We start from the raw sequence: 21,416 nt of genomic DNA, 5'->3' as shown, positions 1-21,416 counted from the left end.
GGCGGGCATGTCGGCCGACAGCCAATTAAGGAGCGCGGCCGCCAGCCGTCGGCCACCGCCGACCCGGCATGGACGAACCGGCATCGCCCCGACGATCGAACGATGTGGCCGTCAGCTGGGCAAGACCAAGTCGGGTCGGTCCAGCAGCCGGGAGTGGGTGTCACCCCGGTACCTGCGAGTCGGGGTCGGCTGGGCAAGACCAAGCTGGGTCGGCCCAGCCACCGGGAGTGGGCGTCGCCCCGGCACCTGCGAGTCGGCGCTGGCTGGGCAAGCGCGGGCCGTGTGGGCCGGTGTCGGCCGGTAACCCGTAGCGGGCGTCGGCCCAGCAGCCGAGAGTCGCCGCCGCGGCAGCCGAGGCGCCCCAGCCGACGTCGGCCGGGCAGCCGACGGGGCGCCAGCCGGCGTCGGACCGGTGCTTGCCGAGAAGCACCCGCCCTCAGCCGCAGCCGGCATCCGCACCGTCAGCCCAGCAAACGCTCCAACACCACCGCGATCCCATCCTCCTCGTTGGAGGACGTCACCTCGTCCGCCACCGCTCGCAGTTCGACGTGGGCGTTGGCCATGGCCACGCCATGCGCCGCCCAGGCGAACATCGGGATGTCGTTCGGCATGTCGCCGAAGGCGATGGTGTCGGCGGCCTTCAGGCCCAGGCGGCGGGCTGCCAGGGACAGGCCCGTGGCCTTGGAGAGGCCCAGAGGGAGCAGCTCCACTATGCCCTCGCCGGCCATCGCCACCGTGACGAAGCCGCCCGCGGTCTTACGGGCGGTCTTGGCCAGCTCGTCGTCGGAGAGCTCCGGGTGCTGTATGTAGATCTTGTTCAGCGGGGCGGACCACAGATCCGACGCTTCCGTGAACGGGGTGGACGGGAGTTTGCCCGTGAGCGCGTAGCCGGGGCCGACCAGCACGTCGCCGTCCAGGCCGTCGCGGCTCGCCGCCAGGAACAGCGGGCCGACCTCCGCCTCGATCTTGGCCAGTGCCACGCCCGCCAGTTGACGGTCCAGGGTCACCGACGTCAGCAGGCGGTGCTCGCCGGCGTCGTAGACCTGGGCGCCCTGGCCGCAGACGGCGAGGCCCTGGTAGCCGAGGTCGTCGAGGATGTGGCGGGTCCAGGGGACCGCCCGGCCCGTGACGACGATGTGCGCGGCACCCTCGGCGGTCGCGGCGGCGAGGGCGTCACGAGTGCGCTGCGAGACCGACTCGTCGGAGCGCAGGAGCGTTCCGTCGAGATCGGTCGCGATCAGCTTGTAAGGGAAACCGGCGCTCACTTGGCGACCGGCTCCAGGACCTCCCGGCCGCCCAGGAACGGGCGCAGCACCTCGGGGACCCGGACGGAACCGTCGGCCTGCTGGTGGTTCTCCAGGATCGCCACGATGGTGCGCGGGACGGCGCACAGCGTGCCGTTGAGCGTGGCCAGCGGCTTGACCTGCTTGCCGTCACGGACGCGGATCGACAGCCGGCGGGACTGGAACTCGGTGCAGTCCGAGGTCGACGTCAGTTCGCGGTACTTGCCCTGCGTCGGGATCCACGCCTCGCAGTCGAACTTGCGGGCGGCCGAGGAGCCGAGGTCGGCGGAGGCGACGTCGATGACCCGGAACGGCAGTTCCAGGGACGTCAGCCACTGCTTCTCCCACTCCAGCAGGCGCTGGTGCTCGGCCTGCGAGTCCGCCGGGTCGACGTACGAGAACATCTCGACCTTGTCGAACTGGTGCACGCGGAAGATGCCACGGGTGTCCTTGCCGTGCGAGCCGGCCTCGCGGCGGAAGCAGGGCGAGAAGCCCGCGTAGCGCAGGGGCAGCTTGTCGGCGTCGATGATCTCGTCCATGTGGTACGCCGCGAGCGGGACCTCGGAGGTGCCGACCAGGTAGAGGTCGTCGTTGGCGAGGTGGTAGACGTCCTGGGCCGCCTGGCCGAGGAATCCGGTGCCGGCCATCGACTGGGGGCGGACCAGCGCCGGGGTCAGCATCGGCGTGAAGCCTGCCGCCGTGGCCTGGGCGATCGCCGCGTTGACGAGAGCGAGCTCCAGAAGGGCGCCCACGCCGGTGAGGAAGTAGAAGCGCGAGCCCGAGACCTTCGCGCCGCGCTCGACGTCGATCGCGCCGAGGAGCGCGCCGAGCTCCAGGTGGTCCTTCGGCTCGAAGCCCTCGGCCGTGAAGTCACGGATCTCGCCGTGCTTCTCCAGCGTGACGAAGTCCTCCTCGCCGCCGACCGGGACGTCCGGGTGGACGAGGTTGCCGAGCTGGAGGAGCAGCTCCTGGGTCTCGGTGTCGGCCGCGTCGCGCTCGGCGTCGGCCGCCTTGACGTCGGCGGCGAGCTGGCTCGCCTGCTTGAGCAGCTCGGCCTTCTCGTCCGCGGAGGCCTTGGGGATGAGCTTGCCGAGCTGCTTCTGCTCGGCACGGAGCTCGTCGAAGCGGACGCCGGACGACCTGCGCCGCTCGTCGGCAGACAGGAGGGCGTCGACGAGCGCGACGTCCTCTCCACGGGCGCGCTGCGAGGCGCGCACTCGGTCGGGGTCCTCACGGAGCAGGCGAAGGTCAATCACGCGCTCAAGGCTACCGGGGAGGGGTGACAGCCCACGACTCGCTATTCCGGACTGCGGCTTACGTACCGTTATGGGGGAATTGCTAATCGTGTCAATAAAAGGTGTCTCACTCCCTGGAACGGGGCAGGCGGGAGGCGGCCGGTTGACTCGATTCCCTTGTGGAGAACGGGACTTGGGTCGCGGTTGTCCACAGGGATCCCCAGCCCTCGAAGAGTTATCCACAGGGTGTGTGGATGGACTGTGGACGCCGGAATTGATCACTCCGCAACGTGCCGCGTGAGTCGAGGATTCCCAGGACAAACCCTGCCCATCCGCACTTTCGAGTGGATAGCGGTCGCCCCAAAGGATTGCCCAAAGGAAAAGAGTGGACGAAGGGTGACTTGCGCGATGGTGGACACCGAGAGGGCCTGGGGAGCGATTTGTCGACAGACTCATGCTTGTCTGTCGACTTGTCCCCAGGTCGAGATGAGTACCTGTGGATAACCCCTGTGGATAACGATAATCCGCTGGTAGTACTGACCGGAAACCTACACCGACGCCAGTCGGCACCGGCCGTCGAGGGGCTGCTCAGAACCGCCCGTCCTGGCACCGCGCCACCCAGTCCGCCGCCGACACGAACTCGTCGTCCGACGTCCCGAGGCGTGGCGGCTGCACATCCCCCGGCTGCATGTCCGCGCGCGGATACGAGCCCAGGAACCGAACCCCCAGGCAGATCCGCTTGAGCCCCATCAGCGCCTCGGCCACCCGGCGGTCCGAGATGTGCCCCTCGGCGTCGATGCAGAAGCAGTAGTTGCCGATGCCCGCGCCGGTCGGCCGGGACTGCAGCAGCATCAGGTTGATGCCGCGCGTGGCGAACTCACCGAGGAGGTCGCGCAGCCCGCCGGGATGGTCGTCGCGCTGCCACAGCACGACGGACGTCTTGTCCGCGCCGGTCGGCGCAGCGGGCCGGGCGGGCCGGCCCACCAGCACGAACCGGGTCTGGGCGTTCTCCGCGTCGTGGATCTCGGTCTCCAGGGCCTCCAGGCCGTACCGGGCGGCCGCGAACTCGCCCGCGAAGGCGGCGTCGTACTGGCCCTCCTGGACCAGGCGCGCGGCGTCCGCGTTCGAGGCGGCGGACTCCCAGTGGGCGTCCGGGAGATTCCGCTTCAGCCAGTTGCGCACCTGCGGCTGGGCGGCCGGGTGCGCGGAGACCGTCTTGATGTCCGACAGCTTCGTGCCGGGCCTGACCAGCAGCGCGAACGTGATCGACAGCAGCACCTCGCGGTAGATCATCAGCGGCGCGCCCGCGACCAGTTCGTCGAGCGTGGTCGTGATCCCGCCCTCGACGGAGTTCTCGATCGGCACGAAAGCCGCCTCGGCCTCGCCGACGCGCACCGCATCGAGCGCTGACTGCACCGACACGTACGGGATCAGCTCCCGGGTCGCGGCCTCGGGAAGCGTGCGCAGGGCGACTTCGGTGAAGGTGCCCTCGGGGCCGAGATAGGCGTAGCTGGCTGGCATGACCTCACCCTAATGGGCCTTGCGAAACGCGGCGTACACATCTCACCCGGGCGCCGCAAGGGTCGTCAGGAGGTCGATGGCACGAGGGGCCGAGAGGCCGGGGGCCGACATCACCCCTCCAGCAGCCGCTGCCCCACGTACTCCCCTTCCGCCGCCCCGCCCGGCACCGCGAACAGCCCGCTCGCCTCGTGCCGGATGTACTTCGACAGCGCGTCGCCCCGGTCGAGCTTGCGCTGGACGGTGACGAAGCCGCGCAGCGGGTCGGCCTGCCAGCAGATGAAGAGCAGCCCCGCGTCGGGCACGCCGTCCGCGTCGATGCCGTCGTGGTACGAGAACGGGCGTCGCAGCATCGCCGCCCCGCCGTTCTGGTCGGGCCGGGTGATACGCGCGTGGGCGTTGATGGGGACGACCAGGTTCCCTGCCTTGTCCGTCTTCTCCAGGTCCATCTCTGCCGTCTCGGCACCCCCGGACAGCGGCGCCCCGTCGGACTTGCGGCGCCCGATGACGTCCTCCTGCGCCTTGACCGAGAGCTGCTCCCAGTCGTCGAGCAGCATGCGGATGCGGCGTACGACGGCGTAGGAGCCGCCCGCCATCCAGGCCGGGTCCTTCGAGCCGGACTCCGGCACGAAGATGCGCTTGTCGAAGTCGGCTTCCGTCGGCTTCGGATTGCGCGTGCCGTCCATCTGGCCCATCAGGTTGCGCGCGGTCATCGGGTGCCCGGTGGCACCCGGCGACCGGTTGAAGCCGTTCATCTGCCAGCGCACCCTGGCTGCCTTGCCCGCGTCCTTCTGGATCGCGCGCAGGGCGTGGAAGGCGACCAGGGCGTCGTTGGCGCCGATCTGCACCCACAGGTCACCGTTGCTGCGCGCCCTGTCGAGCTGGTCCGAGGAGAAGTCGGGCAGCGGATCCAGGGAGACCGGACGCTGCTTCTCCAGGCCGGTCCGCGCGAAGAAGCTGTGCCCGAAGCCGAAGGTGATCGTCAGCGACGACGGCCCGGCGTCCCGGGCGACATCCGTGTCGTCCTGCTGAGCCGCCTCGCCCGCCATCAGCCGCCGAGCCGTCTCCGACCATCGGCGCAGCAACGCCGCCGCCTCCTTGCGGCCCGCGCCCGCCGCCAGGTCGAAGGCGACGACGTGGCCGCGCGCCTGGAGCGCCTGCAGGATGCCGGGCTGATGTTTCCCGTGAAACATCACCTGATCGGCGCCCAGCGAGGTGAGCGGCGTGGCCTCGGTCGGCCTCGCCGCGTAGCCCACGGCTCCACCCGCCGCACCGAGCACCAGCCCGGTCGCACCGGCGGTCCCGAGCAGCCGTCGCCGCGAGAGGCCCTCCCTATCAGTGGCGCTTTCGGAAACGCCGCCATTAAGTGCCGTCTCGCCCTTGGGCGCCGACTCGGGAGTCGCAGGAGTCCTGGGAGTACGGGTCTCCGGAATGGACTGGTCAGCCATGGTGAGGTTCAGCCGATCTGCGCGTTCTTGGAGACAGTGGTCTGGTCGATGTCGGAGGTCCGTACGGTCGCGGTGATCTTCCACTCGCCCGCCACGGGGATCTGCACTCCGCTCGCGGACCAGTGTCCGGTGGCGATGTGGTCGGGGACCACGGGCAGCGGGCCGATGTCCTGGGACTCGAGGGTGAAGGCGACCTTCACCTCGGGGATGTCGAAGGCGCGGCCGTTGGGGCGCTGCACGTAGACGTGCATCTCGTTGCCGCCCACGCGCGCGGGATCGAGGTCGACGCGTACGACGCCCTTGCCGTCCTCGCCCCCGGTGTCGAAGGACATGTCCAGCGTCAGCGCACCGGCAGACGACGCCTCGGCCGACGAGGACGACGTGGCCGCCCGCGCGTCCTCCTCCGTACGCCCCGGTTCGGTCGACGTCAGCATCGTGGTGACGGCGAGCAGGACGACGGCGACGCCCGCCTCCGCGAGCACCGAGCGGCGCAGCCCGAACCGGTTCGGATCGGCGTCCCGCTCCTGCTTCTGCCGTGCCGTGTCGATCGCGGCCTGCTGCCGGGCGAGCTGGGCGGCGCGCTGGGAGCCACCGTCCTTCTTGCCGACGGCCGCGGCCGAGGCCGAGGCGCCCTTCTTGCCGGAAGCCGCGGCAGACGTGGAGGCGGATGCACCGGCCTGGGCCGCGGCGTGCTCCTTCCCGCCGTCGGAGTCCTCCGTCGCCTTCCGCGGCTTCGCCACGACCGTCTCCGCCAGCCGCGCAGTCCACCGCCGCGAGATCCAGGCGATCCCCACCAGCAGGACCACGAGCCCGATCTTGACCAGCAGCAACTGCCCGTACCGCGTGCCGGTGAACGCCGACCACGATCCGAGCTGCCGCCACGACTGGTAGATCCCGGTCGCGACCAGTGCCAGCACGCTGCCGAAGGCGACGCGCGAGAACCGTCGTACGGCCGACCCCGGGAGCGGGGTGTCCGCGGGCGCACGGTAGAGCGCGACGAGGAGCGCGACCAGCCCGCCGAGCCAGCCCGCGACGGCCAGCAGGTGCAGGATGTCGACCGGCATCGCGATCCCGGCCTGGAGCCCGGTCGAGGCGTGCTCGGACATCGCCCAGCTCGCCCCGAGCCCCGCCGCCACGACGGTCCCGCCGATGGCCAGCCCGAAGGTCAGATCCCGCTTCTCCTCGTCCTCCCGCTTGTCGTACGCCCCGAACAGCACGGCGATGAACAGTGCCGCCGCGGCGAGTAGCAGCAGCCGGGACACCAGTGCCGCACCCGTCTTGGTCTGCAGCACCTGCCCGAGCAGGTCCAGGTCGAAGACGTCGCCGACCTTCCCGGAGCTCGTGTACGAGCCGCGCAGGAGCAGCAGTCCGAGCGTGGCGGCGGTCAGGGCCAGCCATCCGGTGACGACGAGCCGTTGCAGCGCCCGCACCCCCGACCCGCGCTGCCAGCAGGCCAGCACGAAGGCGGCACCGCCGACCAGGACGATGAACCCGGCGTACGAGACGTACCGCCCGAACCCGTAGAGCCAGCCGACGGCACCGCCCCCCGCCTCCTGGTCGGAGACCGAGACGGTCGTCTGGGAGGGCGCGCCGATGGAGAAGGTGTAGGCACCGGCGACGGGATGGCTGTCCTCGGACACCACCTGGTAGGTGACGGTGTACGTGCCGTCGGGCAGGCCGCTGTGGAGCTTCACGGCGTACGTCGTGCCGCTGACGTTGTCCGGGTCGCCGCGGTCGATGCGCTTGCCCTTGGGATCGAGCACGCGCAGGGAGTCGTTCGAGAGGGCGACTCCCTCGGAGAAGGTCAGCGAGACCTGCGTCGGGGCCTTGTCCACCACCGCCCCCTGCTGGGGGTCGCTGCCGGTCAGCGCGGCGTGCGCGGAGACCGGCCCGGCACCGGCGAGGAGCAGACCGGTGGCGGCCAGGAGCAGCAGCACCAGGGTCCGGACGCGGGGGGCGATGGTCTGGGTCAAGGCGATCTCTCCCTCAGTGTCCGGTCTTCGGGCTGTACGTGGCGGACTTCACCGGCATCTCGACGGTGACCGTGCCGGACTCGGCGAAGTGGAGCTTCACGGTCACCTTCTCGCCCTGCTTCGGCTTCCGCTTCAGCTTTTCGAACATCAGATGGCTGCCACCGCTCTTGAACACGAGTTGACCGTGCGCGGGGACGGCGACGTCCTTGGCCTCCTGCATCGACGATCCGACCGTCTCGTGGGCGGTCACGTCGCCGACGTCACTGGTGACGGACGTCAACTCGTCCTTGGTACCGCCCTTGTTGGTGACGGTCAGGAATCCGGCCGCCATGGAGTCGGAGACCGGCTGCGGCATGTAGGCATCGCCGACGGACAGTTCGGCCTTGGAGTCGTCCGGGGAATCGCCGGAGCCGCAGCCCGCCAGGACGAGGGTTCCGGTCAGCACCAAGGTCACCGGGGCGAACCGCCTCACGGCTTCGCCCCCTTGATCAGCTTGGGGAGGTCCTTGGTGTAGTCGTCGACGTCGGCGGACTCGGTGTAGAGGACGTACCCGGCGTCGGTCTTCGGCGAGAACGCGACGACCTGCGTGCCGTGGGTCGAGACCATCTTGCCGTTCTTGTCCTTGTGCGGCGGCTCGATGGAGATGCCGAGGGTGCGGGCGCCGGCCTGGATGGTGTCGAATTCGCCGGTCAGGCCCACGACCTGCGGGTCGATGCCCTTGAGCCACTTGCCGAGCGCGGCCGAGGTGTCGCGCTCCGGGTCGGTGGTGACGAACACCACGCGCAGCTCGTCCTGTTCGGCCTTGGGCAGCTGCTTCTTGGCGACGGCGACGTTGTTCATCGTCAGCGGGCACACGTCGGGGCAGTTGGTGTAGCCGAAGTAGATCAGCGTCGGCTTGCCCTCGGTCTCCTTGCGGAGGTCGTACTTCTTGCCGTTCGTGTCGGTGAGGACCAGGTCCGGCTTCTCGAATGGCTTGTCGAGGACGATGGCGGCCTTGTCCGAGCCGGCCTCCTCGGAGACCACGGTCACGGGCTCGGCGCTGTCGTCACCGTTGCCGCAGGCGGAGAGGGTGAGGGTGGCGGCGGCGAGCAGGGTGGCCGCGGCAAAGGTCTTCTTACGGGTCTTCGTACGCATAGAAAAATGTCCCAGTTGTGTGAGCTCCGGCGCGCACCGGGGGCGTGCCCCGGCGCGCGCCGTGAACCGAAGGTGCCGTCAGGCGTCGGTGCGCCGACGGCCGGCGATCACGCCGTACGCCACGCCCAGCGCGCCGACGACGATGCCGACCACGCCCAGCACGCGGGCCGTGGTGTCGCTGCTGTCGGCGTGCTCGGCGGCGTCCGTCTTCGCGGCGGCGGCCTCGGCGTCGTCGGAGTCGGAAGCCTCGGCGGAGGCCTTGTCGGAGGACGACGAGCCGTGGTGGCCCTCCTCGGCGGCGGACAGTTCGAGTACCGGCGCCGGGTTCTCGGGCTCCTCCTGGCCCTCCTGCGGCACCTCGATCCAGCGCACGACCTCCTTGTTGGAGTACGTCTGGATGGCCTTGAAGACGAGCTCGTCGGTGTCCTCGGGCAGGGTGCCGATCGACACGGGGAACTTCTGGAAGAAGCCGGGCTCGATGCCCTTGCCGTCGGCGGTCCAGGTGACCTTGGTGACGGCCTCGGTGATCTTCTTGCCGTGCATCTCCAGCGGCTTGTCCAGCTTGGACTTGGTGACCACAGGCTTCCAGCCGGGCACGGGCTGCGGCATCACGGAGGCCAGCGGGTGGTCGGTCGGGAAGGTGACCTCGAGCTTGGTGGTCGACGCGTCGTCGCGCTCGTTCGGGACCTTGAAGTCGACCACCGCGTAACCGCCCTTGGCGGCGGTGCCCTCCGGCTGCACGCTGACGTGGGCGAAGGCGGGGACGGACAGGACGAGCACGGTCGTGCCGGCGAGGGCGCCGACGGCGGCGATACGAGAGGCCTTCATGCTGAGCACTCCACTGTGAGTGAGATCGGGATTCCGGTGGTGAAGAGGAGTACGCGTGCGCGGGGGTGCCCGATCAGACGGAATTGAGGTGACCCTCCGGAAGTCCGGAAGTCCGGAAGTCCGGAAGTCCGGAAGTCCGAGCGGAAGCCCCTCTTCCCGCGATCGGTGCACGCAGGCACGCGCGCGTGCCGCACGACGGCGGCCCTCATCCCCACCTCGGTGGAGTGGCGGTCGCGTCGTGTCAGGCGGCGAGGACGAACGCAGCGGCCGGCGGGCCGCGCCTGATCACCGTGTGCTGGAGGGCGACGGTGCGGGGTGCGGACCGCCCGAGCGTCTCGGCGCGCGGGAGTCGCGGGCCCGCCTCGGGCGCGCCCGGGAGCCCGGCACGCAGGGCGCGCACCAGCGCGAGCGCCCCGCGCAGGGAACGTACGAGAGCCCCCTCGGCGACCACATGCGCCGACACCGCGGACATCTCGGCGATCCGCAGCAGGGCCAGGTCCCCGCGCCGCAGCAGCCACCCCGCGACGACCGCCGCGAGAACGTGGGCGAGCACCATGGGCAGGGACGGCAGCAGCGATGCGGAGGAGTCGGTGGCGGCAGACATGGCGTCCGACGACGGGTGGGAGGCGTGCGCCCCGGTGGCCGGGCTCAGCCGCGCCTCGGTGAGGAGTCGCTGGGCCTGGGCGGGGCTGATGGCCGCCGCGGCGGTCCCGCAGACGAGCCGCGCGGCCTGCTCCACGAGTGCGGCGTCCGACAGGGAGGCGGACGGGGCGGAGGCCCCGGGTGCCCGCCCCGGCACCCGCCCCGTGCTGCCCCAGCCCGAAGAGCATGTGCAGGACGGTCTGACCCGCCGCGAGTAGCGCGGCTATCCCGGGCAGCGAGCGTTCACGCGCGGTGAACGGCACCGTGACCAGGAGGACTCCCAGGAACCCCGCGCCCAGCGTCCACAGCGGGATCGTGGCGCAGGAGCCCAGCACATGCCCGATCCCGGCCAGCACGACGCAGACCGCGGCGAACACCGCGGCCCGCAGTATCCGGAGATCACTCCCGGAGCGCACCGTGCGCGGGTGGGGGGCAGTCATGGCGGGGTCATCATCGCACTGGCCTTATGGCCGCCATACGGCAGGTCCGCAAGATGACATACGAGCGGTAGGGGACGTACGGGGCATAGGGGCAGTACGGGTAATTGGGGCCGTACGACCGGAAGGTCACCCTCTGGTGTGGGCCGCCCCCACATACACCGATTCCCCCGTGGGCGCATCGACCATATGGGCGGCATCACGTCAATGATGTGCTTACCGATGGGCACTCGTGGCAATACGTAACGGTATGTCGAGCCGCGGCCAGGAGGCTGGAGCATGAGCATCTGGTGGTCACTCCATCTGCGGCGCGAAGCTGCGAGCGTGCCCCTTGCCCGGCGGCTGCTGATCGGCACCATGGAGACCGCGGGCGTCGACCCCGATGTGTCCTACGACCTCTCCGTCGCCCTCAGCGAGGCCTGCGCCAACGCCGTTGAGCACGGCGGCGACACCATGCCCGACGGCTCCCCACAGGCGTACCGCGTGACGGCGTACCTGGACGGCGAGAAGTGCCACATCGAGGTCGCCGACTCCGGCCCGGGCTTCACCGCACCGCTGCGCGCACCCCGCCCGGCGACCACCGACGCCGAGCACGGCCGGGGGCTCTGCCTCATCGAGGAACTCGCCGACCACGTCCAGTTCGGCAACAAGCCGGGGCGGGGCGGGGCGGTGGTGAGCTTCGACAAGATCCTCAAGTGGAAGAAGGACCCGTCGCTGATGGCGGTGTAGTGGCGGTGGTGAGGGTGCGGGGCATGGGGGAACGGGCCGTAAGCCGTGGCCACCGGTTCAGGATTCAAGCCGCCGGTGGTCCTCCTCGTCCCACTTGCTGGTGTCGCGCGGCTGCACGTACGGCTCGTCGTCGGCAGGGTGGCCGCCCGCGGCGGCGCGCTGGCGGGCCAGCTCGGCGTCGAACTCCAGGCCCAGCAGGATGGCCAGATTCGTGATCCACAGCCACACCAGGAAGATGATCACGCCGGCGAAGGTGCCGTAGGTCTTGTTGTACGAGGCGAAGTTCGCCACGTACAGCGCGAACCCGGCCGAGGCGATCATCCAGATCACCAGCGCCAGGAAGCTGCCCGGCGTGATCCAGCGGAAGCCGCGCACCTTCGCGTTGGGCGTCGCCCAGTACAGGATCGCGATCATGATCGTGACCAGGAGCACCAGCACCGGCCACTTCGCGATCGACCACACCGTGAGCGCTGTGTCGCCGACCCCCAGCGTGTCGCCGACCCGGCGGGCCAGGCCGCCGGTGAACACGACGATCACCGCGCTGATCACCGCCATGACCATCAGCACCACGGTCACACCGACGCGCACCGGCAGCACCTTCCATACCGGGCGCCCCTCCGGGACGTCGTACACCGCGTTGGCGGACCTGATGAACGCGGCGACATAGCCGGAGGCCGACCACACGGCGAGCAACAGACCCACGATCGCCAACGCCGAGCCGAGGCCGGCGTTGCCCTGCATCTGCTGCACCGCGCTGGTCAGGACGTCTCGCGCCGCGCCCGGGGCGAGTTTCTGGATGTTGTCCAGCACCTGCTGGGTCGCCGACTCTCCGACGACCCCTAGCAGGGAGATCAGCGCCAGCAGCGCCGGGAACAGCGCCAGGATGCTGTAGTAGGTGAGCGCCGCGGCCCGGTCCGTCAGCTCGTCCTTCTTGAACTCCTTCAAGGTGCCTTTCAGCACCGCCCCCCAGGAGTGCTTCGGCAGGTCCGTCGGAGTGTCCGGAGCTCGCTGCTCCACCTGCTCGTCCGGCCCGGCCTCAGGTGCCCGCGAGGTCTCCGCCGTCTTGTCGGTCGCGCTGTGCTCGTGGTGCCGTACATGCCGTTTCAGTGTCCGTGCCATTCCGCACGAGTATCCGACTGAGCATCACCCCACACTCGTATTCACGGCATACCTCACTAAAAGGGAAGTATGTCGACATTCTGATCCGAGGTTCCTCCGCGGCGAACCCGCAGGCTTCAGCTTCCTCAGGACTCACAGCCCCCGCACAGTGCCGCCCCACGCTGTTGACGGGGGGCGTCCCTAGCTTCCTGGCCATGACGGGAAACCACACGGACAAGTCGATCACCCGGCGCCGCGCGATCGTGGTGACCGGTGGCACGGTCGCGGCGGGCGGGCTCGCCGTCGCGGGCTATCAGGCGGCCTTCGCCGACACGGCCACGACGGCGACCGACGCCACGGCGACGGCCACCACGACCGCCTCGGAGAGCGCCGGCACCTGCATGACGCTGATGTCGAGTGTCACCGAAGGGCCGTACTACCTGGACGACGCCCTGGTGCGAAAGGACATCACCGAGGGCAAGAGCGGCGTACCGCTGACGCTGCGCCTCACCGTCGTGGACGCCACCGACGGCTGCACCTCGGTCAAGGGCGCCGCCGTGGAGATCTGGCACTGCGACGCCTGGGGCTACTACTCCGGCTACACCACGGCCAACCCCGGCGGGTCCGCGCCCGCCGAGAGCGAGGACGGCTCGACCGCGAACGACAACACCTACCTGCGCGGGTACCAGATCGCCAACGCCAACGGGGTCGTGAAGTTCGAGACGATCTTCCCGGGCTGGTACACCCCGCGCACCTGCCACATCCACCTCAAGGTGCACACCGGCGGCCAGAAGGAGGACGGCACGTACGAAGGCGGCAAGGTCAACTACACCGGCCAGCTGTTCTTCGACGACGCGATCGCCGAGGAGATCTTCACGCTGGAGCCGTACTCGAAGCACTCCGGCAGCTACACCACCCTCGACGACGACATGGTCTACGACGGCGGCGGCGCCTCCAGCGGCCTGCTGACCCTGAAGGCGGTCCACAAGAAGGACCCGTCCAAGGGCTACAAGGGCTCCCTCACCATCGGCGTCGACCCGGACGCCGAGAACACCGGCGCGGGCAGCGGCGGCGGTGGCGGTACGCCCCCGAGTGGCGCCCCGAGCGGAGCCCCTGGCGACGCGCCCAGCGGCACCCCGTCGGCCTCGGCCTCCTCCTAGGAGTACGGCCATGAGCAGTCGCGAGGACGAGGCACTGGCGCAGGCCGCCGTGACCGCGCTGACCGGGCAGTTGGCCCTGGCCCCCAAGCCGGGCCTGCCCGACCCGCGCGACCTGGGCACCCGCGTCACCCGTCGGGACCACGGCATGCTGCGCTGGTCGGCCAAGGCGCTCACGCCGGGCCTTGCGGCGATGGCGGCCGCGGCCCGGCGCACGGGCGAGCCGACGCCCGGGCTCCGCAGCGAACTCGGCGCGATCGGCAGGTGCGCCGAGCACTCGGTGCACCTCGCGGGCGGCGGCCACCGGGGCGCCCTGTGGACGCTCGGCCTGCTGGTCGCCGCAGCGGCACTCGACCCCCGGGGCGGGGCACGGGACGTCGCCGCGACCGCCAAGCGCATCGCCGCCCACACCGACAAGCGTGCCCCGCGCAGACCCTCCCGGGGCTCCTCGGTGTCCGCGCAGTACGGCGCCGCCGGGGCGCGGGGCGAGGCGCGGGCCGGATTCCCGCACGTACGGCGGGCGTCGGATGCGCTCGCCGCAGCCCGCGCGGCCGGCGCCACGGAGGAGCAGGCCCGCCTGAACGCCCTGCTCACCGTGATGTCCACCCTCCAGGACACCGAACTCCTCTACACCGCGGGCCCGATGGGACTGCGGCACGTCCAGGCGGGCGCCCGCGCGGTCCTGGAGGCGGGCGGTACGGACACGGCGGTGGGCGCACAGGCCCTGGCCGCCCTCGACGCCGACCTGCACGCACGCGCGTGGAGCCCGCGGGGGAGTGCGGGGCTCCTCGCGGGGGCGTTGTTCCTGGACGCCCTGCCCGTCACGGCACGAGCGCGGGCCGCCTGACGCGGTCCTCCTCGGCCCGGCGACCGGCGGCCCACCGTGCCGCCGGTCCCATCGCGTACGACGCGGCCAGCATCGCCCCGCCCAGCAGCAGCCAGCCCGGTGTCCCCCACTCCACCAGCAGGGCCGTGAGCAGCAGCGGGCCGAGGGTGCGGGCGACGGTGACGCCGGTTCCGAACAGACCCTGGTACTCGCCGACGCGGCCCTCGGGAGCCAGGTCGAAGGACAGCTGCCAGGAGCCCGCCGACTGCCCCATCTCGGCAACCACTTGAAGCACCGCGCCGACCACCAGAACGCCGACGGCCACCCACAGGGACGCTCCCGCCGACAGGGCGAACACCACGCACGCGGCGAGCATCACCCAGCCCGCTCGGCGCACCGCGCGCGTGGCGGTGCCGAGCCCTGTCACCCCGCGCGCCGCCCTGACCTGGAACAGCATCACCGCACCGGTGTTGAGCACGAACAACGCGGAGACCAGCCACGCGGGCGCCTCGGTCCTACGAGTGATCCACAGTGGCAGCACGAGGCTGAGCCGCAACAGCAGGATCGTGTTGAGCAACGCGACGAGGGCGTACGGCCGGTCCCGCAGGACGCCGATGCTGCGACCCTTCCGCAAGCGCACCGGCACGAGCGCCGGTCGCGGCACGGCGGGCAGCCGCAGCAGCAGCCCGGCACACAGCAGGAAACTCACCGCGTCCAGCGCGAACACCCCGAGATACGCCGCCCGCGTCCCCGCGTGCAGCGCCAGCCCGCCCAGCCCGGCGCCGACCGCGAGGCCGGCGTTGAGCGTCGACTGCAGATGCGCCAGCAGCCCGGTCCGCTCCGCGGCCGGCACCAGCCCCGCGAGCAGCGCCTGCCGGGCCGCCGCGAGCCCGGACTGCGCGGCCGCGTACCCGCACGCGGCCAGCACGAACGGCACGAATCCGCGTACGGCCACGAAGGACGCCACCGCGAGCCCCGTCGCGAGGGCCAGCAGCACGGCCGTACCGCGCGCGCCGCGCCGGTCGGCGAGCCGCCCCAGCGGAATCCCGACCAGCGAACCGACCGCCCAGCCGACGGTCAGCCCGAGTCCCACGCGCGCGGGGTCGAGGCCGACTACCTGGGTGAAGTAGAGAGCGGACGTCGTGTAGTAGGCCCCGTCCCCGACCGAGTTGCTCAACTGGGCGAGGGCCAGGACGCGTTGTGGACCGGCGGGCGGGACGAGCGAGTTCGTCATGCCTACGACACTAGAAACGCAGTGGGCTGCTCAGTAGCACCAATCATGAGCTGTTTCAGTGGCCCAATCGGCGTCGACCGGCCACCCCCTCAAGCACACCCCCGGCACGCCCTCTCAGCCGCCCTCCAACACCTTCCCCAGCACCTCCAACGCCTCCGGATACGCCCGCTCCCGAGGCGTCCCGTATCCCACGACCAGCCCCTGCGGCCGCCCTTCACCACTGCCCGGCGCATGCCAGTGCTCCCCCAGACGCCCCACCGCGAGCCCTTCCTCCTCGGCCCGCGCCAGCACCCGCGCCTCGTCGTCGACCTCCACCAGCGCGTGCAGTCCGGCCGCGATCCCGCGCACCTGCCGACGCGCCCCCAGCCGCTCCACGAGCTGGTCCCTGCGCCGCCGGTACCGCAGTCGGCAGGCGCGCACATGACGGTCGTACGCATGGCTGTCGATCAGCTCGGCGAGCGCCAACTGGCCGAGGGACTCGGTGTGATGGTCACTGTGCAGCTTGGCGTCGGCCACGGCGTCGACGAGGTGCGGCGGCAGCACCATCCAGCCGAGCCGCAGCGCGGGCCCGAGCGTCTTCGAGGCCGTGCCCAGATAGACCACCTGGCCCGGCGCCATCCCCTGCAATGCGCCCACGGGCTGACGGTCGTAGCGGAACTCCCCGTCGTAGTCGTCCTCGACGATCAAGCCCCCACGCGCGCGTGCCCAGTCGGTGAGCGCCCGCCGCCGCTCCGGGTGCAGCGTCACGCCGGTCGGATACTGATGCGCCGGCGTGACGACAACGGCGTCACAGCCCCCCAACCCCTCGGCACAAGCTCCTCGTTCATCCACCCGAACGGGCACCACGGCGCCACCGCCTCGCCGTACCACCTCCCGATGGAACGGCAGCCCGGGGTCCTCCATCGCGAACGTGCCGCCCTCCAGCACACGCGTGAGCAGCGCCAGCCCCTGCACATACCCGGAGGTGATCACGATCCGCTCCGCCGGAGCGATCACCCCACGCGCCCGCCCCAGATACCCCGACAGGGCGCTCCGCAGCTCGATGCGTCCGCGCGGATCGCCGTAGTCATACGCCGGTGAGGGCGCCGCGGCGATGGCCCTGCGCAGCGCCCGCAGCCAGGCAGCCGCCGGAAACGTCCCCACGTCCGGACTCCCGGGCCGCAGATCAAAACGCGGCACACGCGCGCGTGCGGCGCCCTCCGGCGGTTCGGTGTCGATGGGCGGCAAGGCGGCGACCTGCGTACCGGCCCCCTGCCGAGCGGTGAGATACCCCTCGGCGACAAGCTGGTCGTACGCCGCCTTGACGGTGTTCCGCGAGATGCCGAGTTCGTCCGCGAGGCGCCGAGTCGCGGGCAACCGCGCGCCAGGGCTGAGCCGCCCGTCCCGTACAGCGTCGCGCAGGGCACGCTCCAGTCCCGCTCGGCGCCCTTCCACGGCGGCGAGTTCTACATGCAGGTCCACACCAACTCCCGGAAGGGGCGCGGGGAACTGCGCGACCGGCCACGAACTGCCCGCAGACCGCAATGATGGCCGGACACCCGCTTGGTATCCGGCCATCGACCAAACATCAGCCCTTCAGAGCGGACATCCAGCTCTCGACCTCGTCCGACCGGCGAGGCAGCCCGGCCGACAGATTCCGGTTCCCGTCCTCCGTCACCAGGATGTCGTCCTCGATCCGCACGCCGATTCCCCGGTACTCCTCCGGCACCGTCAGGTCATCGGCCTGGAAGTACAGCCCCGGCTCGACGGTCAGCACCATGCCCGCCGCCAGCGTGCCGTCGACATACGACTCCACGCGCGCGGCGGCGCAGTCGTGCACGTCCATGCCGAGCATGTGCCCGGTCCCGTGCAGCGTCCAACGCCGCTGGAGCCCGAGCTCCAGCACCCGCTCGACGGGCCCCTCGACAAGCCCCCACTCGACGAGCCTCTCGGCGAGCACCCGCTGCGACGCGTCATGGAAGTCCCGGTACTTCGCGCCCGGCTGCACGGCCGCGATACCGGCCTCCTGGGCGTCGTACACGGCGTCGTAGATCTTCTTCTGGATCTCGCTGTACCGTCCGTTGATCGGCAGCGTGCGTGTGACGTCGGCGGTGTAGTACGTGTGCGTCTCGACGCCCGCGTCGAGCAGCAGCAGGTCACCGGAGCGCACGGGCCCGTCGTTGCGCACCCAGTGCAGCGTGCAGGCGTGCGGGCCGGCCGCGCAGATGGAGCCGTAGCCGACGTCGTTGCCCTCCACGCGCGCGCGGAGGAAGAACGTGCCCTCGATGTAGCGCTCGGACGTCGCCTCGGCCTTGTCGAGGACCTTCACCACGTCCTCGAAGCCGCGCACGGTCGAGTCGACGGCCTTCTGCAGCTCGCCGACCTCGAACTCGTCCTTGACGAGCCGGGCCTCGGACAGGAAGACGCGCAGCTCATCGTCGCGCTCGGCGGTGACCTTGTCGGTGAGCGCGGTCTCGATGCCGGCGTCGAAGCCACGGACGACCCGCACCGGGCCGGTGGCCTCACGCAGCGCGTCCGCCAGCTCGCGCACATCGGAAGCGGGGATGCCGTACAGCTTCTCCGCCTCGGTGAGCGAGTGCCGGCGGCCGACCCACAGCTCGCCCTGGCCGGACAGCCAGAACTCACCGTTCTCGCGGTCGGAGCGCGGCAGCAGATAGATCGTCGCCTTGTGACCGTCGGCGGCGGGCTCGAGGACGAGCACACCGTCCTCGGTCTGGTTGCCGGTGAGGTACGCGTATTCGACCGACGCCCGGAAGGCGTACTCGGTGTCGTTCGAGCGCGTCTTCAGGTTGCCCGCGGGGATCACCAGCCGCTCGCCCGGGAACCGCGCCGACAGCGCGGCGCGTCGCGCGGCGGTCTCGGCGGCCTGCGGGATCGGCTCCAGGCCGCGCAGCTCCGTGTCGGCCCAGCCGGACTTCATGTTCTCGGCGAGCTCGTCGGACACGCCCGGGTACAGGCCGTTCTTGCGCTGCTTGATCGGCTCTTCAGACTCGGTCTCCGGGGTCTCCGGGGTGAGCTCGTCGGCCACGGTCATCCTCCTCGATACGGCACTGGACCCCGTCCATCGTACGGTCGTACCGAGCAAGGCCCAGGAGCGCAGGACCGGGCTCCGGGCACTGCTATGGCGCAGGCCACGTGCCTGTTATGGGTGAGGGACCGACGGGCCACGGGCCGCTACTCGAAGCGCGCGGCCAGCAGGACGACGTCCTCCTCGCTGTCCGCCCGGTCCACCCCGTCCGGCAGCACGGTCCGCAGTACGTGGTCGACGACGGCGTCCGGGTCGTGCCGGATCGCCCGCGGCACCCCGGCCGCCGCCGAGTGCAGCCGTGCGAACGCGCGATCGGTGGGGTCGCCGGTGCGGTGCAGCAGCCCGTCGGTGTACAGCAGAACCGTCTCTCCGGCTTCCGCCAGCAGCTCCACGCTCGGCGCCTCCCAGCACGCCAGCATGCCCAGCGGGGCGGACACGGAGGTCTCCACGAACTCCGTGCGCCGATCGCCGATCAGCAGCGGCGGGGTGTGCCCGGCACCGGCGAGCGTGATCTTGCGCAGGGAGGGCTCGCAGTAGGCGAACAGGGCGGTGGCGGAGCGGGCGGGCTCGGTGAGTCTGAGCAGCAGTTCCAGGTCGGACAGGACCGCGACCGGGTCCTCGCCCTCCATCACGGCGTACGCCCGCAGGCTGGCCCTCAGCCGGCCCATCGCGGCGACCGCGCTGGGCCCGGACCCGGTCACCGAGCCGACCGCGAGGCCGAGCGCGGCGTCCGGCAGCGGCAGCGCGTCGTACCAGTCACCGCCCCCGCGCGGGCCGGTGCGGTGCCGCGCGGCGAGCTGGACGCCGGCCATGCGGGGCAGACGGGAGGGGAGCAGTTCCTCGGCCATCGTCCTCATGGCCGTGCGCGTGCGCTCGACCTCGAGGAGCCGGGCCAGGTGCTCGGTGGCGTAGCGGACGTACAGGCCGACGAGGTGACGCTGGCGCTCGACCGGTTCGGCGGGCTCGTCGTACAGCCAGACGGCGGCACCCAGGCGGCCGGCGGCATCGGTGGACAGGGGGAGGGCGTAGCTGGCGGCGTAGCCGAGGCGGGCGGCCACCTCGCGGTGGCGGGGGTCGAGCTTGTCCTCGGCGAACAGGTCGGGCTCGGCGATCTCGCCGTCGCCACCGGGCAGCCCGTCGAGGATCCTGCCGTACGAAAGGGAACTGCGCGGCACGGTCTCGATGTGCCCGAGGTCGGCGCGCGCGAGGCCCAGCCCGATGGTCGTGTCCGGGCCGAGGCCGTCGGCGGGTTCCAGCACGACAAGACCGCGCCGGGCGCCGACGAGGGCGGATCCGGCGCGCAGCAGTTCCTGGAGGGCGTCGTCGAGTGCGTCCGTGCGCGCCAGGCGTTCGGTGAGTTCGTGGAGTGTCGTGAGGTCCGAGACCCAGCCGGCGAGACGGTCCTGAAGCAGTGCGCTCGGCGGGTTCGGTGGGGGAACCGCTGGGGTTCCCGAGGCCCCGGGCGCGGGCGCGACAGTGTGTGCGGGCGAGGGAACCGTGGAATCGATTCCGGCCACTTTCGAAGGGTGAGGGGCGTTCATGGCGTCCGGCTTTCCGACCGGTGCGTATTGCTCAAAAGCATCGCAAACCCCCATGTCATTCTGCGCCGCTAGCAGTGTCTCCACATGTACACGCACTCGTAAGGGGATGTCCAGCATTGTCCTGCCGGGATTCCTGGTGTCCGTGGGTCACCCGAACACTCCTGGTAGACCTCTTGCGTAAAGGCAAAGTTGGCTTAAAACTGCCTCAGGGAACGGGGTATTGCGGTCGACTGGTTTCGCTCGACGGAGCGTCACAGCGGTCGTGATGGGTACGTACTCGGAGAAGGCCAGGGGTGGTGGACAACCGCCCGGAACCTGGTGACGGGCCCGGGCGTCTTAGCCACTGACGATCGTGCCCCATCCTCCCGTGGCGGAGGCGAAGAGAAATACGCGCGACGGCAAAACGCCAGACTTCGCCACCCCACGCCACGCCCATGCTTTTGGTAGACGCAGTGTGGACGAGGCTGCCGCGGACGCAGCCAACGCTCGGCCCATAGGGGTTCCCCTTGCTCAGTGCAGGGGTGTGATGCGCCAACAGGTACGCACAGTGAAGTGATCGACACATGGTGTGATGAAGCCCACGGTGTTGCCAGCGGTGCAACGGAAAGGAACGAGCGCTCATGCGCGAGATCCTCGGAAAGCGACGCAGGCTCCTGCGCGGTGACGGGAAGTCTGAGCAGATCAGCGCGGCCCTGACCTTCGCGACGCAATGGCGCTGGCCCGTACTCCCGGGCGTGACGACGCACCCGCAGGGACACTCCCGCTGCGGCTGCCCCGACCCGGACTGCACGGTGCCCGGCGCGCACCCCTTCGACCCCGGCCTCCTCGCGGCCACCACCGACGAGCGCATGCTGCGCTGGTGGTGGACCAACCGGCCGACGGCGCCGATCATCCTCGCCACCGGCGGCCAGGCTCCCTGCGCGGTCAGCCTGCCCGCCCTGCCGGCCGCTCACGCACTCACGGCACTCGACCGCAAGGGCATGCGCCTCGGCCCGGTCGTCGCCTCGCCCGCCCGCTGGGCGATCCTGGTGAAGCCGTACTCCATGGAACAGCTGGGCGAGCTGCTGTACGCCAAGGACTTCGTCCCCGGCTCCCTGCGCTTCCACGGCGAGGGCGGCTACATCGCCCTGCCCCCGTCCGAGACGGGCCAGGGTCCCATCAGCTGGCAGCGCGCCCCGCTGCCCGGCTCGGCCTCCCCGTGGGTGCCGGATGTGGAGGCCGTGGTGGACGCCGTGGTCGAGGCCCTCACTCGTACGGGTGTGAGCGCGCCCGAGTTGTAGGGCTCTCCGGCGCGCGCGGAACGGT

General features: G+C 70.9%; 17 protein-coding genes and 1 pseudogene. 4 read left to right on the top strand and 14 right to left on the bottom strand.

Annotated elements, in window-relative coordinates; translation table 11 throughout:
- Positions 1 to 461: 461 nt before the first annotated feature.
- The 9 genes and pseudogenes from ACWGDB_RS05490 to ACWGDB_RS05450 form a co-directional block, all read right to left on the bottom strand.
- Positions 462 to 1,265 (bottom strand): HAD family hydrolase, encoded by an 804-nt coding sequence (locus tag ACWGDB_RS05490; protein ID WP_453821210.1) that lies wholly within the window; start codon positions 1,263 to 1,265, stop codon positions 462 to 464.
- The gene (serS, locus tag ACWGDB_RS05485; RefSeq protein ID WP_383608192.1) at positions 1,262 to 2,539 is read right to left on the bottom strand and encodes a serine--tRNA ligase; all 1,278 of its coding nucleotides are present in this window, start codon (positions 2,537 to 2,539) and stop codon (positions 1,262 to 1,264) included. Before serS ends, ACWGDB_RS05490 begins: the two co-directional genes overlap by 4 nt.
- A gap of 567 nt (positions 2,540 to 3,106) precedes the next feature.
- Positions 3,107 to 4,039 carry a prephenate dehydratase gene (gene pheA, locus ACWGDB_RS05480; RefSeq protein ID WP_453821209.1) on the bottom strand — a complete coding sequence of 311 codons (933 nt, stop codon included), beginning with the start codon at positions 4,037 to 4,039 and terminating at the stop codon, positions 3,107 to 3,109.
- 110 nt (positions 4,040 to 4,149) lie between these two features.
- The gene (gene efeB, locus ACWGDB_RS05475; protein ID WP_453821208.1) at positions 4,150 to 5,484 is read right to left on the bottom strand and encodes an iron uptake transporter deferrochelatase/peroxidase subunit; all 1,335 of its coding nucleotides are present in this window, start codon (positions 5,482 to 5,484) and stop codon (positions 4,150 to 4,152) included.
- Positions 5,485 to 5,492: 8 nt separating this feature from the next.
- A complete protein-coding gene (locus ACWGDB_RS05470) occupies positions 5,493 to 7,457 on the bottom strand; it encodes a copper resistance CopC/CopD family protein (RefSeq protein ID WP_453821207.1) in 1,965 nt (654 codons plus the stop codon).
- 13 nt (positions 7,458 to 7,470) lie between these two features.
- Positions 7,471 to 7,929: a copper chaperone PCu(A)C gene (locus ACWGDB_RS05465; RefSeq protein WP_453821206.1), complete on the bottom strand. Its 459-nt coding sequence runs from the start codon at positions 7,927 to 7,929 to the stop codon at positions 7,471 to 7,473.
- On the bottom strand, positions 7,926 to 8,591 hold the full coding sequence (locus ACWGDB_RS05460) for an SCO family protein (protein WP_453821205.1): 666 nt from the start codon (positions 8,589 to 8,591) through the stop codon (positions 7,926 to 7,928). Before ACWGDB_RS05460 ends, ACWGDB_RS05465 begins: the two co-directional genes overlap by 4 nt.
- Before the next feature lie 78 nt (positions 8,592 to 8,669).
- Positions 8,670 to 9,419 carry a YcnI family copper-binding membrane protein gene (locus tag ACWGDB_RS05455; RefSeq protein WP_453821204.1) on the bottom strand — a complete coding sequence of 250 codons (750 nt, stop codon included), beginning with the start codon at positions 9,417 to 9,419 and terminating at the stop codon, positions 8,670 to 8,672.
- Positions 9,420 to 9,660: 241 nt separating this feature from the next.
- A pseudogene (locus ACWGDB_RS05450) lies at positions 9,661 to 10,501 on the bottom strand (hypothetical protein).
- 276 nt (positions 10,502 to 10,777) lie between these two features.
- Here ACWGDB_RS05450 and ACWGDB_RS05445 point away from each other — a divergent pair.
- Positions 10,778 to 11,227, top strand: coding sequence for an ATP-binding protein (locus ACWGDB_RS05445; protein WP_328426228.1), 450 nt, complete (start codon positions 10,778 to 10,780; stop codon positions 11,225 to 11,227).
- A 57-nt stretch (positions 11,228 to 11,284) separates the two neighbouring features.
- Here the strand turns inward: ACWGDB_RS05445 and ACWGDB_RS05440 are convergent, their stop codons facing one another.
- Positions 11,285 to 12,346 (bottom strand): YihY/virulence factor BrkB family protein, encoded by a 1,062-nt coding sequence (locus tag ACWGDB_RS05440; RefSeq protein ID WP_453821203.1) that lies wholly within the window; start codon positions 12,344 to 12,346, stop codon positions 11,285 to 11,287.
- 194 nt (positions 12,347 to 12,540) lie between these two features.
- Between ACWGDB_RS05440 and ACWGDB_RS05435 the strand changes: the two genes are divergently transcribed.
- Positions 12,541 to 13,485: an intradiol ring-cleavage dioxygenase gene (locus ACWGDB_RS05435; RefSeq protein WP_453821202.1), complete on the top strand. Its 945-nt coding sequence runs from the start codon at positions 12,541 to 12,543 to the stop codon at positions 13,483 to 13,485.
- Between the two features lie 10 nt (positions 13,486 to 13,495).
- The gene (locus tag ACWGDB_RS05430) at positions 13,496 to 14,329 is read left to right on the top strand and encodes a triphosphoribosyl-dephospho-CoA synthase (RefSeq protein ID WP_453821201.1); all 834 of its coding nucleotides are present in this window, start codon (positions 13,496 to 13,498) and stop codon (positions 14,327 to 14,329) included.
- Here ACWGDB_RS05430 and ACWGDB_RS05425 read toward each other — a convergent pair.
- The 4 genes from ACWGDB_RS05425 to ACWGDB_RS05410 all read right to left on the bottom strand — a co-directional run bounded on the left by ACWGDB_RS05425 (position 14,304) and on the right by ACWGDB_RS05410 (position 20,228).
- On the bottom strand, positions 14,304 to 15,542 hold the full coding sequence (locus ACWGDB_RS05425) for an MFS transporter (protein WP_453821200.1): 1,239 nt from the start codon (positions 15,540 to 15,542) through the stop codon (positions 14,304 to 14,306). The genes ACWGDB_RS05430 and ACWGDB_RS05425 overlap by 26 nt on opposite strands.
- Before the next feature lie 114 nt (positions 15,543 to 15,656).
- The gene (gene pdxR, locus ACWGDB_RS05420) at positions 15,657 to 17,003 is read right to left on the bottom strand and encodes a MocR-like pyridoxine biosynthesis transcription factor PdxR (RefSeq protein WP_453821199.1); all 1,347 of its coding nucleotides are present in this window, start codon (positions 17,001 to 17,003) and stop codon (positions 15,657 to 15,659) included.
- Positions 17,004 to 17,109: 106 nt separating this feature from the next.
- The gene (locus ACWGDB_RS05415) at positions 17,110 to 18,576 is read right to left on the bottom strand and encodes an aminopeptidase P family protein (RefSeq protein ID WP_453821198.1); all 1,467 of its coding nucleotides are present in this window, start codon (positions 18,574 to 18,576) and stop codon (positions 17,110 to 17,112) included.
- 140 nt (positions 18,577 to 18,716) lie between these two features.
- Positions 18,717 to 20,228: a PP2C family protein-serine/threonine phosphatase gene (locus tag ACWGDB_RS05410; RefSeq protein ID WP_453821197.1), complete on the bottom strand. Its 1,512-nt coding sequence runs from the start codon at positions 20,226 to 20,228 to the stop codon at positions 18,717 to 18,719.
- A gap of 503 nt (positions 20,229 to 20,731) precedes the next feature.
- Here ACWGDB_RS05410 and ACWGDB_RS05405 point away from each other — a divergent pair.
- On the top strand, positions 20,732 to 21,391 hold the full coding sequence (locus ACWGDB_RS05405) for a bifunctional DNA primase/polymerase (protein ID WP_453821196.1): 660 nt from the start codon (positions 20,732 to 20,734) through the stop codon (positions 21,389 to 21,391).
- The last annotated feature ends 25 nt before the right edge of the window (positions 21,392 to 21,416 follow it).

The sequence above is a fragment of the Streptomyces sp. NPDC055013 genome (assembly GCF_053608645.1).
Note: the sequence above shows the minus strand (reverse complement) of the source record. Positions and strands in the feature narration are given on the sequence as shown.